12 protein-coding genes are annotated in these 15,560 nt (G+C 37.1%); 4 read left to right on the forward strand and 8 right to left on the reverse strand.

Annotation, left to right across the window (positions count from 1 at the left end; genetic code table 11):
* Positions 1-225 precede the first annotated feature (225 nt).
* Positions 226-1,455 carry a cation:proton antiporter gene (locus tag NC797_RS01585; protein ID WP_272434867.1) on the forward strand — a complete coding sequence of 410 codons (1,230 nt, stop codon included), beginning with the start codon at positions 226-228 and terminating at the stop codon, positions 1,453-1,455.
* 97 nt (positions 1,456-1,552) lie between these two features.
* A complete protein-coding gene (locus NC797_RS01590; protein ID WP_272434868.1) occupies positions 1,553-2,026 on the forward strand; it encodes a hypothetical protein in 474 nt (157 codons plus the stop codon).
* Between the two features lie 61 nt (positions 2,027-2,087).
* Here the strand turns inward: NC797_RS01590 and NC797_RS01595 are convergent, their stop codons facing one another.
* The 3 genes from NC797_RS01595 to xylA form a co-directional block, all read right to left on the reverse strand.
* Positions 2,088-2,741, reverse strand: coding sequence for a YczE/YyaS/YitT family protein (locus NC797_RS01595; RefSeq protein WP_272434869.1), 654 nt, complete (start codon positions 2,739-2,741; stop codon positions 2,088-2,090).
* A 363-nt stretch (positions 2,742-3,104) separates the two neighbouring features.
* Positions 3,105-4,604, reverse strand: coding sequence for a xylulokinase (gene xylB, locus NC797_RS01600; protein WP_272434870.1), 1,500 nt, complete (start codon positions 4,602-4,604; stop codon positions 3,105-3,107).
* Between the two features lie 31 nt (positions 4,605-4,635).
* Positions 4,636-5,961 carry a xylose isomerase gene (gene xylA, locus NC797_RS01605; RefSeq protein ID WP_272434872.1) on the reverse strand — a complete coding sequence of 442 codons (1,326 nt, stop codon included), beginning with the start codon at positions 5,959-5,961 and terminating at the stop codon, positions 4,636-4,638.
* Positions 5,962-6,253: 292 nt separating this feature from the next.
* On the opposite strand from xylA, the gene NC797_RS01610 reads away from it, so the two are divergent.
* Positions 6,254-6,871, forward strand: coding sequence for a YesL family protein (locus NC797_RS01610; RefSeq protein WP_272434873.1), 618 nt, complete (start codon positions 6,254-6,256; stop codon positions 6,869-6,871).
* Between the two features lie 71 nt (positions 6,872-6,942).
* On the opposite strand, the gene NC797_RS01615 is transcribed toward NC797_RS01610, so the two are convergent.
* The 4 genes from NC797_RS01615 to NC797_RS01630 form a co-directional block, all read right to left on the reverse strand.
* A complete protein-coding gene (locus NC797_RS01615) occupies positions 6,943-8,556 on the reverse strand; it encodes a glycoside hydrolase family 43 protein (protein WP_272435213.1) in 1,614 nt (537 codons plus the stop codon).
* Positions 8,557-8,655: 99 nt separating this feature from the next.
* Positions 8,656-9,477 carry a carbohydrate ABC transporter permease gene (locus NC797_RS01620; RefSeq protein ID WP_272434874.1) on the reverse strand — a complete coding sequence of 274 codons (822 nt, stop codon included), beginning with the start codon at positions 9,475-9,477 and terminating at the stop codon, positions 8,656-8,658.
* A gap of 14 nt (positions 9,478-9,491) precedes the next feature.
* Positions 9,492-10,370 (reverse strand): carbohydrate ABC transporter permease, encoded by an 879-nt coding sequence (locus NC797_RS01625; protein ID WP_272434876.1) that lies wholly within the window; start codon positions 10,368-10,370, stop codon positions 9,492-9,494.
* 327 nt (positions 10,371-10,697) lie between these two features.
* Positions 10,698-12,023 (reverse strand): extracellular solute-binding protein, encoded by a 1,326-nt coding sequence (locus NC797_RS01630; RefSeq protein ID WP_272434877.1) that lies wholly within the window; start codon positions 12,021-12,023, stop codon positions 10,698-10,700.
* Between the two features lie 287 nt (positions 12,024-12,310).
* Between NC797_RS01630 and NC797_RS01635 the strand changes: the two genes are divergently transcribed.
* A complete protein-coding gene (locus NC797_RS01635; protein ID WP_417168669.1) occupies positions 12,311-13,516 on the forward strand; it encodes an ROK family transcriptional regulator in 1,206 nt (401 codons plus the stop codon).
* 172 nt (positions 13,517-13,688) lie between these two features.
* Here the strand turns inward: NC797_RS01635 and NC797_RS01640 are convergent, their stop codons facing one another.
* Complete coding sequence (locus NC797_RS01640; protein ID WP_272434879.1) at positions 13,689-15,440, reverse strand: glycoside hydrolase; 1,752 nt, start codon at positions 15,438-15,440, stop codon at positions 13,689-13,691.
* Positions 15,441-15,560 lie beyond the last annotated feature (120 nt).

Genomic DNA, 15,560 nt, shown 5'->3' on the forward strand with positions numbered 1-15,560 from the left:
TCAGGTGGAGTCGAGACCCCTGATGTTTCAGCTTGCTGAAACGAGCTCGCTTTTTAGACTAATAAACATCGTATAAAGCCATACCGTTTCCCCGTGATCAGGGAGACGGTATGGCTTTATGTATCGAAAATGCGAATTAGTAGTAATATGTGGAAGTCGCACTGTAAACTATTTAATAGAATGACTCACTTTAAATTAGGGCATACATATGCTTGGAGGGATTCCATGTATGATTTTAATGAAATTTTTATTCAAATTTTAATCTTGCTCGCTATATCCATTACCGTCATAGGAGTTGCCAAAAAACTTGGTCAACCGTATACGATTGCTCTTGTGTTGGTTGGACTTTTTTTAGGAACTGTAGACTTGCCGTTCCCAATGCTTGATGAAGCAGCTGCGTTTGTGACTCAATCGGAAGTGTTTCAAGCGATCATCATTTCCTTGTTTCTCCCAATTTTACTAGGCGACGCTACCCTAAAGTTGCCATTCCATCATTTATTCGCACAAAGAAGAGCGGTTGTAGGCATGGCTTTTGGTGGCACATTTCTTTCCTTTATCATCATTGGATTTTCTGTGTACTACTTCATTGGTCTACCTCTTGCTACAGCCTTTACCTTTGCAGCATTAATGAGCGCCACGGATCCCATTAGTGTCTTATCCATCTTTAAGTCGGTTGGTGTTTCACAAAAAGTTTCGACGATCATGGAAGGTGAATCCCTTTTTAATGACGGAATCGCCGTTGTCTTATTTACGATCTCCTCCGTTTATTTGCTATCTTATATCGAATTAGGCTGGGAAGGATTGGGCAATGGGATTCTCCTATTTTTAAAATTTAGTATTGGCGGTGCCATTTTAGGTATTGTTTTAGGCTTTATCAGTTCACAGATCATTCGATTTTATGATGACTACCCATTTGAAATTGCCGTTTCAGCTTTACTGTTTTTTGGAAGCTACTTTATTGCGGAACACATTGAAGTCTCTGGGGTAATTGCTGTTGTTTCAGGTGGCTTCGTTTTCGGTGATTACGGTGCAAAAATTGGCATGTCTAAAACAACAAAAGTGAATATTAATACCTTTTGGGATGTGATTGGCCTGATCGCAAACTCCATCATATTTTTACTTATTGGCCTTGAAATTAAACAAATCAATTTTTCAGATAAATGGGGGATTATGATTGCCGCAGTATTTATCGTCATTTTGGCAAGGATCATTGCACTATACGTCAGTACCCTCCATACAGAAGATTTAAATCGAAAAGAACGAGCATTGTTAAATTGGGGAGGCTTAAAGGGAAGTTTATCGATCGCCCTTGCCCTAAGCTTGCCAATCGACTTTGCAGGAAGAGAAACGATACTGCTACTCACATTTACAGTCGTTTTATTTTCCCTATTAGTTCAAGGATTAACGATTAAACCACTTATAAAAAAATTAGGACTTTCTGAAACAGAAAAGTAACTAGAGATCTCACTTATGTTCATGATTAACTGGAAGAAATTCGTGTATAACTGATGCATTCTAGGGAAAGCTACTGCTCAAAAGGAGGCGTAGTTTCATGAAAAAAAATATTTTTACTTTAGGATGCATACTCATCCTTAGCGTCCTAGCAAGCTGCAGCTCAGCCCAAGATGAATCTGACAAAAGCAAGGACGTTAACGGAACAGGTGAAACCGAATCAAAAGAAGTATCCGCACCCTATAAAGAGAATGGGGAGAAAAAAGAAACCAGCATAGCAGAAGGAACGGAAATAGTCATCGCAACCGTTGAAAAGCTGAAGGAAACAGTGAAAAAATCGCCAAATGATGGTGCAAAAATCAACAAGTTTGGAGATGCATTGCAAGAAAATTGGGACATTATTGAGAAACAGGTAAGAGAGCGTTACCCTGAGGACTATAAAAACATTGAAGAAAGTCTGTACCCTTTAATTAACTATGCAAAAAAAGACACACCTGATGTAAAAAAAATAAAACCGCTGATCAAGGCAACATATGACAAATTAACTGTATTTAAAGAAAAGGTGTCTAAATAACTAGAACAAAGGGTTTACCTATAACTCTTACTTTCCTCTAAAAGAAGCTACGGGGAAACGATCAACCTGTAGCTTTTTTATACTTTTTTTCCTTCTTAGGATTCCAGTGATTGTATAGCTTTTCCAAACGTTTCCTAGTTGTCAAAAAGAAAAATTGATAGACGGGACTTTGGAGAAACGTAAAGATAAATGTGAACACAAAAACAGGTCCACCGAGTAACCATCCAATAACAAGTATCGCACTTTCTGTAATTATTCTTACTCTACTGATCGAAAAACCTAGTTTATCTGAAATGGATAGCATAAAACCATCACGAGGACCAGCACCAAGACCAGCAGCCGAGTACACACCACCGCCGATCCCCATCAATAAAATACCGAACAACAAAACGAAAACATCCGTTATGGTGGTAGATGACTTAGGAAAATAATCAAGGTACATAAACAAATCAACCATCGGGCCAATGAGTAGCGCATTTAAAAATGTGCCCACACTTAAATATGTCCGGTCCAAGAAAAAAGAGACGATCACCAATAAGAATCCAACAATGACAGCCCACGTTCCAATGGTTAATCCAAATAAATCAAATAAGGCTACATTCAACACATCCCAGGGGTGAATACCTAAATACTGCACTTGAATCGTTGCTGCAATCCCATAACTAAATACAGTTAATCCGATCATAAAAACAAGAAATTGACTGGTTATCTTCATGTACTCTCCTCTTTCAAATCAACAAACTCCTAACGATCACACCGTACACCACTAGTCAAAATTTCTTTTCTTTTGACGACTAAAGTTAACCGTTAATTATGCAAACAGTTGATCTTGCTCTTCATTTTAGAGCTAGTATATTAATGGATACATATTACTTAGTTCGTACAAACAACTTGATTGGACAATCTACATTTACGCTTTTTTTCACGTAAGGATACAGCCTAATTTTGCAGCAAAAATCAAGAACAGTCAATATTTTGTTCACTACTCCTAAAGAAAAGAACACCCTGTCGAGTGCTCTCCTCTTCCCTTAACCCTATTATGTTTTTCATTTCAAACTTGCGTAGGTGCTATTAGCTGTTATTTTCGATAAGTAACAAGCAGCTCGTTCAATTCTTTTGTTTGTGGGTAAACTTGCTGATAAACCGAAAATAGCTTCTGGTACATTTCTACATTTTCCGACTTTGGCTGAAACTTTTTTTCCTCCTGCAAAAATGCATTGGCACATTCTTGTAACGAATCAAACCAGCCACATCCATAGGCAGCTAACATTGCCGCACCCATTCCAGGTCCTTGTTCACTCGTTAGTTTCACTACTTCAGCATTAAAAATGTCTGCTTGTATTTGGAGCCACTCTTCATTTTTCGCTCCTCCACCAATCGAAACTACTGAATCAATCTTTTTACCATTTTTCCTGAAAATTTCAATGGATTCATATAACGAAAACGTGATTCCCTCAAGCACTGCTCGTACAAAGTGTTTTTGTTCATGGGAGCTATCCATCCCGATAAAGCTTGCCCGTATGGAAGCATTTGCATGAGGTGTCCGTTCCCCTACCAGGTAAGGAGTAAATATTAAACCGTTTGCTCCTGGTGGAACCGTGCCCACATCACCTAACAATTGCTCAAAATCCTCATCTTTAGCAAAAACATCTTTAAACCAACTTAAACTGTATCCAGCCGAAAGGGTCACACCCATTGTATAGTATGCATCTGCTAGACCATGGTTAAAATAATGAACCTTCCCTTGAAAGTTTTGATCATTATTTTCTTCATAGGAAAGAACCACACCAGATGTACCGATACTACAAAGGGTTTTTCCTTCTTCCAAAATGCCCGAACCAATTGCTCCACATGCATTATCTGCACTACCAGCAAAAACACGCGTTTCTTTAGATAGTCCAGTTCTCTCAGCTATGTCAGATGTCAATGTCCCTACTTGGTCATGTGATGCCACTAGTGGCGGGCAAATATTTATGTCAATATCCAAAAGGTCACATATTTCCTTGCTCCATTCCTGTTGCCCAACATCTAATAGTAAGGTTCCCGCAGCATCGGAATACTCCATTTGCAGCATATCTGTTAATGCAAGGCGAAGGTAATCTTTTGGTAATACAAACTTGTTCGCTTTACTATACAGATCAGGTTCATACTGCTTCACCCATAGTAATTTTGGTAAAGTAAACCCTTCTAATGCAGGATTCTTTGTGATTTCTAATAACCGATCTTCCCCGACTGCTTCATAAATTTGTTTGCATTGCTCTGTTGTCCTTGTATCATTCCAAAGAATAGCATTACGTAATACTTCGTCATTTTCGTCTAATAAGACAAGCCCATGCATTTGCCCAGAAAAACTAATGCCTTCAATATCCTTAACGTCCCCACTGAAGTCCTGTAGTAAGTCTGACAATCCTGCAACCGTCTGATTCACCCATACTTTCGGATCCTGTTCACTATAACCTGCTTTTATTTGGATTAGTGGGTAAGGCTTTGAGATCACATGCATTACGTTCCCCTGTTGATTCACGAGCAATATTTTAACTGCACTAGTACCTAAGTCAATCCCAATGACATATTTCATTCATTACCCTCCTCTGCCTTACATCAAAGATTTATTCTCCTGCATATGCTTGTAGAAGGTATTGATTAAGTGTTGCCTTTATTTTTTCAAGACGACCAGACTGATGCTTGATTTCTGTCAATCCTAAGGCATGTTCTTCTAACTTATGAAAGTTTGTCTTACCTTGTACAACATCTAAGCCAATTCCTTCTGTGTAGCTCTTGTATCGAACATCTAATATGCCATCAAGAACATTGTCGTCAATTAATTTTTGTGCAACTTTGTAACCTACTGCAAAGCTATCCATTCCAGCAATGTGTGCATGGAACAAATCTTCTGGCTCGAATGAACCTCTTCTCGCTTTCGCGTCAAAATTCAAGCCACCTTTACCAAGTCCACCGTTTTTGATAATCTCGTACATGGCAAGTGTTGTTGAATATAAATCTGTCGGAAATTCATCTGTATCCCAACCGAGCAATGGATCACCCTGATTTGCATCAACAGATCCAAGCATACCATTTACTCTTGCATAGCGAAGCTCGTGTTCGAATGTATGCCCAGCAAGTGTTGCGTGATTTGCTTCAATATTAAACTTAAAATGATCTTGTAAGCCATAATGTTGTAAAAAGGCGTAACCGGTTGCTACATCAAAATCATATTGGTGAGTAGTAGGCTCTTTTGGTTTTGGTTCGATTAAGAACTGAGCATCAAACCCTATTTCTTTGGCATAATCAACAGCCATATGAAAGAAGCGACCCAAATTGTCCATTTCGAGCTTCATATCTGTATTAAGAAGTGTCTCGTATCCTTCTCGGCCTCCCCAGAACACATAGTTCTCACCGCCTAATTCTTTACCGATTTCCAATCCTTTTTTTACTTTAGCGGCAGAATAAGCAAAAATGTCTGCATTATTAGAAGAAGCTGCTCCATGAAGAAATCTTGGGTTTGTAAAGTTATTTGCAGTGTTCCAAAGCAACTTTACTTTACTATCCTTCATATAATCCTTCAACATGCTAACAATAATATCGAGGTTTTGATAGGTTTCTCTTAGGCTATTACCTTCTGGAGCAATGTCAACATCGTGGAAACAGAAGTAAGGAACGCCTAGTTTTTCAAAAAAATCAAAGGATGCTTCAACACGTGCTTTTGCCAAATCAAGCCCGCTAAATTTATCCCAAGGACGTACGGCAGTACCTGCACCAAATGGATCAGAAAGATCTTGGGTAAAGGTATGCCAATATGCAACACCAAAACGAAGGTATTCTTCAAGTGTTTGATCACCGATCTTTTCTTCTGGATTATAGAATTTAAACGCATACGGATTCGTTGATTTAGGGCCTTCATAATTAATTTTGCTGATGTTTTCGAAATAAGTCATTGTTTTAGCCTCCCACTTTATAATTTAACTTTTTGTAAAATCATAACCTTAAATGTAGTAACCTATTTTTAGTGTGCTCATCGTAATTTTAATGGTTTTCAAAGCAATTATATCAACAGTCTATTAGTTTGTCTATTAAATAAACTAAGTTTATGTTAAAATATATACTGTCAATTCTTCCTGTTTTTTAAGTCTCATTTGGCCTATTTTAATATCATTAATCTTAATATCTAGTATAATAACGTCAAGTTGGTACGTTCTTAGTCTTTTTTTATACAAGGGAGTGTTCCTCATGAATCCAAATGGTGGACCCATTTACCGTATATTAGAATGGATAACAAAGTTTGCTTATGTGAATGTGCTATGGGTCATCTTCACTTTCATAGGTGGCATTGTTTTCGGTTTTTTCCCTGCTACAATAGCCATGTTTGCAATCGTTCGAAAATGGTTGAATGGAGATGTTGATCATTCTGTTTTATCTTCTTTTTGGTACTTCTTTAAAAAAGAATTCCTCAAAGGTAATTTGCTTGGGCTGTTTATAGTTGGGATTAGTACGCTTATGGCAACTAATATTTATTTTATGCAAATAAATTTAAACGAACTTCTAAAGATCACTTATATACCTCTATTTGTGTTTATGGTGTTATATTCTTTGTTTCTATTTTTCATTTTTCCTGCTTTTGTCCACTATGATGTCAAGTTAACACAGGTAATGAAGAACGCGTTCCTAATCATGCTAGTTAGCCCAATTCAAAGCGCATTCATAATCATATGCCTTATTTCAACCTATTTTGTAATGAATGCAATACCTGCGCTAGCCTTTATATTCGGCGGCAGCGTCTACACTTTCATCACGATGTGGCTCTGTTTAAACGCTTTTAGAAAAGTGGAAAAAAAGATGAACATCTAAGGGTAAATCCACCTTTCTCTTTTACTAAGAGTAGGGTGGATTTTTCCATTAGTTTCTACAACTATAACACGTTATTCTTGGTTTTCTTTATACATAAAGTAATCAAAGTCAGCGAATTTTCTCTGCCCTGATGTGTCCTGACACTGCATACCAACAAAGGCACCTGTAAAGAAACCGCCACCTTGAATATAATCGTCTGACAGCTTATAAGAGTCAAATTGCACTGGAATAGTTGTCCAAATAGTGCCATCAAAGGAATAAGAAAACTCGTAAATGGTCGTCTTTACATCCACACGCAAATAGACGTACTTCACATGATCAGGGATAACAATTTCTTCACCCTTAAGAGGCTGATCAAATGTAAAATTATCACAGGTCATCAGTTCAAGTATTTTACCCTTTTGTTCATTCCAGGAAATTTGAAGAGATGTCCAGTTTTGTGTGTTATAGTAATTCACTAAGCCCGCAGATTGCTGGAACGTTTCTGGTTCAAATGCAACTCTAGTTTCGGCAGTGAAAGAAAAGTGTTGCCAACGTCTTGCTACATGTGCTTGGGTAAACCTCGATGTTAAAGATTCCTTACCATACAAACGCAAATGTCCAGGATTGTCTTTTAGTGAAACAATATCTTCACCTAATGGGATACGTAATGTTTGAAAATGAGGATTTAAGGTATTAGCATCAAAATCATCTTTTTCTACATAATCCTGTTCCCAGGTTACTTCTTCAATCGCTGGCCCTTCTATTTCAAAAGACGGTTGATTTCCACCGACAATATAAGGCCAATCGTTTTTCCATTCCATTCTTTGGATGGCCGTTTCTCTCCCAAGAGGACAGTATCCACGAGGATCCAAAAGTGGATGCCCACCCTTTGGTAATGGGCGTCCTGTTAAATGGACTAAAAACCACTCATTCGTATGTGTCTTAACAATAGAAGCATGCCCAGCCTTTTGCAATGGATTTCTTGGATAAGGCATAGATGTAATTAACGGATTCTCAGGATGTACTTCATATGATCCCCAAAGCTTTTTAGAGCGAGCAATAGTTGCCTGATGATCGTATTTCGTACCGCCTTCTGCTGTGAGTAAATAGTAATAACCATTTATCTTGTAGAGATGAGGAGCTTCGGTTAATTTAATATCCGTTCCTTTAAAGATCACTTCTTTTTTTCCAACAAGCTTTTGCTCCTTAACACTATATTCTTGAAGTACAATACCATAAAAATGATGATTACTTACACGATGATCCCATACCATATTAACTAAATATTTTTTCCCATCATCATCATGGAATAAAGATGGGTCAAAGCCTGAACTATTTAAATGGATTGGATCAGACCATTCGCCATCGATTGTATCGCACGTAACAAGATAATTGTGACTGTCCTTCCATTGCCCATCTGTAACTTTTACGTCGGTATAAATTAACCAGAACTTTCCATCACTAAAGGAAAGTGCAGGCGCCCATATCCCACCTGAATCTGGATTACCTATCATGTTTAATTGACTTAACCGATTTAGGGGTCTTGAAGCTAAACGCCAGTTTTTCAAATCCTTCGAGTGATATATTCCAACACCTGGAAACCATTCAAACGTTGAAACTGCAATGTAATAGTCGTCTCCTGCACGACAAATACTTGGGTCTGGATTGAAGCCTGTTAATATCGGGTTTTGAATCATTGTCATTTCATTCACCTCTTCATCTCTATACATAAATTCATCTATTAATCTTTTATCGTGCTTGTATTCAAATTCACTTCTCATCGACTATGCAATCATGCTCTATCATCCTTTAACTGCACTTGCAGAAATCCCTTCGACTATTTTATTACTAAAGAAGAAAAACGCAATTAAAATAGGCAAAATACTAATTACTAATGTTGCTCCAATTGCTCCCCAGTCAGTCATATATTGACCAATAAAATTTTGAATACCCACTGTCAGTGTCTTGTATTCATTAGAACTAATGAATGTATTGACGAATACAAATTCATTCCAGTTATAAATCATGTTAATAATGACCGTAGTAGACATCACTGGGATAGTCATTGGCATGATAATTCCGAAAAATAAACGATTGATCGAACATCCATCAATGATTGCTGCTTCTTCCACTTCCCTTGGCAGCGTGTAATAAAAACCAAGTAAAATCATCATCGTAATTGGCAGGTTATAAGCAGTATAAGTAATAATAATCGACAATGGATTATCAATTAAATTCACACTCAAGTACATTTTAAAGAGAGGTATTAATGCCGAATGAATTGGAATCATTAACCCAACCATAAACAAACCTAACACAAGGGAACTTAGCTTCCACCGCATCCGTGTAATAGCAAATGTGGCCATACTTGCTAACAACACAGTTATAATAATTGCAGCAAGTGTATACCAAACACTGTTTAAAAAGTAAACGCCAATGTCACCTTCCCACACCTTTACATAGTTTTCCCATTTCAGTTCTTCAGGCAAAGATAGTGGCGGGGATGCAAAAATTTCTCTACTGCCTTTCAGCGAAAAAATAACGAGCCAAACTAACGGAAAAATTTGAAAAACCGCAACAAGCGAAAGACACACATATAGAATGACATAGCCAATTCGATTCATAATAGTAGCCTCCTTTAATATTGCACTTCATCATCAGTAGCTGTTAACTTACGAATGAAAACGGTGACAATCAATGTGATAATTAATAGCAAAAAGCCAATCGCACTTCCATAACCAAAGTCATAGCTTGTAAAGGCTTTTTTGTACATATAGGAGGCCATAACCTCACTAGCTCCACTAGGCCCTCCACCAGTCATGACATAAATCAAGTCAAAGTATTTCAATGAACCAACGATTGCCAATACAATCGTAACTTTTACAACTCCTATAATGAGAGGAAGCTTTATTTTATAAGCTATTTGTAGAGCAGATGCACCATCAATTTTTGCAGCTTCTATTAATGAGTCAGGAATATTTTTTAAAGCAGCATAGTAGATCAAAATGTAAAAACCAGCATATTGCCATAAAATTGGAATAAAAATGGCATACAACACAATATTCGTATCTCCTAACCAGACAGGAGGATTTTCAACCCCAATTCCTCTCAACAAGCTATTCAGTATACCATTTGCAGGGTTGTACACTTTGATCCAAAGCTGAGCAATCGCTACGGAAGATAGAAGCATCGGGATTAAATAGATTTTTCTAAGCAAATCCGCTCCCTTTATTTTTGATGCTAATATAAGAGAAATTGCCAAGTAGATAGCTAGACTAAGTGTTGAATAAAATGCTAGCAAAAAAGAATTCTTGGCACTAACCCAGAATTTTTCATCCTGCAATGCATTAATATAATTTTCTAAACCAATAAATTTCATTGCACCGATTCCATCCCAATCCATTAATCCATAATATCCAGTAAGGACTAGTGGTATATAGATTAGTACAGCAATCAATAAAAGTGCGGGAAGAATATACAAAGCAATGAACCACTTATTGGACATAACTTTGTTCATAGCATCCACCTCCAACTGATTCATAAAATATAAAGCTAATATTTAACCTTTCGTTAAACATAATCTAACAACTAACATAAAAAGAATAATGATAACTACCACGACATTGTAACCGTTTACTTTTTTCTATCGATGAACCCCCTTAAAAAAATAGTTATCATGTTTACCTTTATTTCATCTAATTATATATTTAGAATACCAAACATCTCCTTGTTTGTCTAGTGGACAAACAAAGTAAATGTGCACCGATTTAAAAGAAAAGCAAAAGGAACAATTCACTATGTAATGAATTGTCCCTTTTTACTCTAGTCTGAAAAAGTTATCTATTTATTCTGTTTCAGCAAGTGCATCTTCCTGCATTTTTGTAAACTCTTCAGGTGTGATTTCGTCACCGAACAATGATTGAATCGCATCTAAATGCACTTGAGCAACATCTGGATTCATCTGAACATCTGCAAATAAAGTTATATTGCTTGCTTGGTTCAGTTCATCCAACACATCAATATACATATCCGGTAGTTCTACAGCCCCAGTATCTACTTTTGTAGCAGGAATAACACCTGCATCTGTGACCGCTTGTTCTCCCCATTGTTCAGCAAAGAAAGTAACAAAATCTTTAGCTTCTTTTTTTACATCTGAGTTCTCAGCAACAAATAAACCGACTCCCGGTCCTCCAACCCAACTATTTAGATCACCCTTCCCATTTACAGTTGGGAAATTAAAGAAACCAATAGAATCCTTGAATTCTTGTGGAACATCTTTACTTGTTGTATAGTTAGGTAAATCCCAAGAACCAATTAAGTACATAGCTGCTTGGCCATTCATAAATAAGCCTTTAGCTTCCTGGTCTGAAAGGGCATTGTAACCTTCAGAAAATGCACCTAAATCTACAAGGTTTTGAATTTCAGTTGCAGCTTTGACTAGTGCTGGGTCTTCAAAAGAACCAGAACGGTTTATAGCATTTGTTAGAGTTTCTGCTCCACCAATTCTATCGGCAAGATACATGTACCATAAAGACCCTGTCCATCGATCTTTATTTCCTAAAGCGATTGGCGTCACACCATTTCCCTTTAATGTTTTAACTACATTTTTGAACTCTTCATACGTTTTAGGAACTTCTAAACCATTCTCCTCAAAAATAGCCTTGTTGTAGAAAATAGGTGCGATATTCAATTCCAATGGAAGTCCATATGTTTTACCATCAATTGCGTATGCTTCTGTTGTTCCAGAAACGAATTTTTCTTGTAATCCGCCTTCTAATACGTCATTTAGTGGTGCAAACAAATTACCTTCGACATAAGGTGTTAAGAAGCCTGCCGCCCAAGTCATTCCAACGTCAGGTAGTTCACCAGAAGATGACAGCACCTTCATTTTTTGTTTGTATTGCTCATTTCCTAAAGGTTCTACCTCTACTTTTACATTAGGATTTTCATTTTCAAATTGATCAATAATATTTTCTACAATTGTGTATTGAGCATTTGAACTACCTTCTGGCCATAGATGCATGAATTTTATTGTTTTCTGTGCTGTTTCTCCTTCACCAGAGCCACCACTAGAATTTTCTGAACCCTCACCACCAGAACATCCAGCAAGAACAACCAACAAAGAAGCTAGAACAACTAACCAAATCGAAAATGCTTTCTTTCTTAACATATTACTACCCCCTTATTTTTGTAAACGCTTTATTTAATTCACATTAATAGAATAGCAGATTGTTTTGTGTTTGTCTACTGGACGAACTAAGTTTATAATGACAACGAAATAGGGTATACTAATAAAAAAACAATGAAACTTACAGTAGATATGATTACGGCAAAATGACAAACTATCTGATTAAACTTTATGATGCATTACAAAAGAAATTTTTTGTATGTACAATGAAAGGCTTTTTGTAGTTATACTTAATATAAAATTATATAATGAAAATAAAGGAGACCATAATGAATATAGGGATAAATCAAACATGGAATCAATTCGTCGTAAAAAAAGGCAACAAATCACTGGTACTTGAAACAATTAAAGAATGTTTTCCAATTTCCCGTGCAGATATAGCCCAGCAGACAGGATTAAACAAAGGTACAGTGTCTTCATTAGTTAATGAATTGCTTCAAGAACAGTTAATTAGTGAATCTGGCCCTGGGGAATCTAGTGGTGGTAGGAGACCAGTGATGTTGCATTTTAACAAGGTAGCTGGATACTCAATTGGCATTGATCTTGGTGTTAATTATTTACTTGGGGTGTTAACCGATCTTGAGGGCAATATTTGCTTTGAGAAAAAGGTGAGCTACAAAAAATTATCCTATGAGGAAATCGAAAAAAAACTTTTTCAGGTTATCGACTTTTTAATTTCTTCAGCGCCACCAAGTCCATATGGCATTGTTGGAATTGGTGTTGGTGTACCAGGGACAGTGAGCATCAGTGGGGAGATTCTATTAGCACCAAATTTGGAGTGGAAAAACGTACAGTTACAGTCTAGTATAGAAAAAAAATACGACATCCCCGTAACAATTGAAAATGAGGCGAATGCAGGTGCTTATGGGGAAAAAAAGTTTGGAGTAGGAAAGGAATTTGACAATATCATTTACATTAGTGCTGGAATTGGTATCGGAGTTGGACTGATTTTAAACGGAAAACTATATAAAGGGAGTAATGGATTTTCGGGTGAATTGGGACACATGACGATTCAGGTAAACGGTATTAAATGTCGTTGTGGAAACGAAGGCTGTTGGGAACTATACGCTTCTGAACAGGCGTTATTAAATGAGGCGGAAAAGTTAAAGATTAAAACTGCTCAAAATGAAGAAGTTACTCTCGAAGACCTTATCAAACTAGCAGAAAACGGGGATAACAAGATCATTCGTCTATTTGAGAAAATTGGGGATTATTTGGGTGTTGGTGTTAATAACATTATTAATATCTTCAATCCCGAACAAATTATAATTGGCAATCGAATGGCCGCCTCTGGAAAGTGGCTCAAAAAAACCTTAGAACAAAGAATGATTACTCATACACTATGGTATCAACACGAAGATATGAATATAAATTTTTCCGAACTATCCACTCATTCCTCTGCTTTAGGAGTTTCTGCACTTACAGTTGAAAAATTTCTTAATGTTGATTTGGAAAAAAAAGTACTAGAAATATAATAAAACAGAGGTTGACCTACTCTTTTGGTCAACCTCTGTTTTATTTGCATAACCTCTTATAGTGCGTGTTCAAAACCCCCGTTGCTTATCAGCCACCACAATGAATGAAAACAGGACTAAAGTCTCTAGTTTTCGTATAAAAAGTCCGCAAATTATTAACCGTGGTTCTTAACTATTCCAGATTAATTTCAACTGTTTCTACTGTATAGCCATTCACATCGATTATCAGTTGATAGGTTCCTTCTGACAATGACTTAGTATTGAAATTGTAATTATACTTATTTCCTGCATAGCGAAAAATATTCCCCTCGTTTGCTTCTCCTTTGGATGTTACCTCAACCTTTGGTCCCACTACTCCATCAGTTACTTCTGCTACATAAAGCTCTGCGTTTGCATTTGTAATAGGTTCACCTGCAGTAGTTAACTCAAATTTGACAGGGAGAGTTCTTCCAAGTTTAACGTTAGTCACTTCATCTTGGTTAACAGGTTTTAAAACGTTACTTGAAACGTCTTGTGCTTTTCCAACAAAAGTGGTAACACTCTTGGCTGGAAGTTCCGTCTTAAATTCACCATTTTTAACAGAGATATCAGTCAGCTGAGCTAAATTCTCCGTTTCAGATGTTCGATATGGCGTAACGGAATCCGTAACATAGCTTGCATTAAATCCAGCAAAGTCAAGATTCAAATTAGATGCGGTGTCATTATCATTAACAGTCACGATGACATATTCACCAGTATCTGTATTTTTGTACGCGGAAACATATACACCTGATCCTGCTTCACTTGTGCTGACCCGATTAAAACCTGGTCTAACAAAACGGCTATAGTTACCAATTGTATACAATCTCTTATTTACAAAGTATTCATTGTTTTGAGTGTCTAAGTTGATTAATGGCTCACCTTTATCTAGTTTATAAGCAACAAACCACCAGTAAAACCATGCATTGACTTCCGCATTTGTCATTTGATTTTGAATAAGCTTGGCCCAATAGACACCATCATCAATTGAAGGGTCATTCTTACCTAAATTAGATGTCTCCGTTTGCCATATTCTTTTATCATATTTTTTTGCAAGCGGAAATGTATTGTATGCACCGCGATCGCCTCCATAAGCATGCGCTGCAACGATATCTATTCCGTCTCGAGTTTCTGGATCTTTCAAAACTGGAATTGCTGGTTCTTCAATAAAACTAGAGTTTTCCCCTAGAATAACCTGCGCTGTAATCTCATCTTCTTCAAATGTTGGTGTAAGATAATCGGCAATGAATCTTTTAAATTGGTCACCTGTCCACCTTGAAGATGAGTACCCTACACTTAAGTTCGGTTCATTAGCTAATGATATGGCATCAATCTCTATGCCGTGCTGTTCCTTGTATCCCCTTATATATGCAGATAGATAATCGGCATACTCTTGATACATATCCTCTTTCAGCTCTCCTCCATTAGTAACACTGTTGTTTGTTTTCATCCATGCCGGTGGGCTCCAAACAGTACTCATAAACTTATCCACACCATATTCTTTGGCCTGATTCATCAACCAGATTTGGTCTTCATCACCAGTCCAGACAAAACCACCATCTTCTTCCGGCCAGATTGTTGGTGTCGGGCCATCTATCTCATTCCCCCATGTTCCGCCATCACCAACCATGTTTCTAACCATCGAAAAACCTGCACCATCTGTAGTTGAAAACAATAAGTCTAGAATCTCAGATCTTTCTTTCTCAGGAAAGTTCATTAAATTTCTTGCCTGCTGAAATGCTCCAGATGCTCCAAATCCATCAATCTCCTGACGAATATCATCCAAATAGATCGTACTGCTAATTGGATTTTCTTGTGCAGTTGCCTCCCCCGTTGGTAGTGAACTAACTACTAGAACGAAGATTAAGATCGTACTTAAAAACTTTCTGACCGATGCATTGGCCATTTTAACAACTCCCTCTCCTATACTATTTATAACAATTCACCAAAAAGAGTGAATATGTTATCGCCTACATATGTAAGAAAATTAGAAACCGTTTTCATTTTATGTGATGTCAACCTAGTT

Origin of the sequence: Terrihalobacillus insolitus, from assembly GCF_028416575.1 — a bacterium.
In the GTDB taxonomy this organism is placed as follows: Bacteria; Bacillota; Bacilli; order Bacillales; family Amphibacillaceae; genus Terrihalobacillus; species Terrihalobacillus insolitus.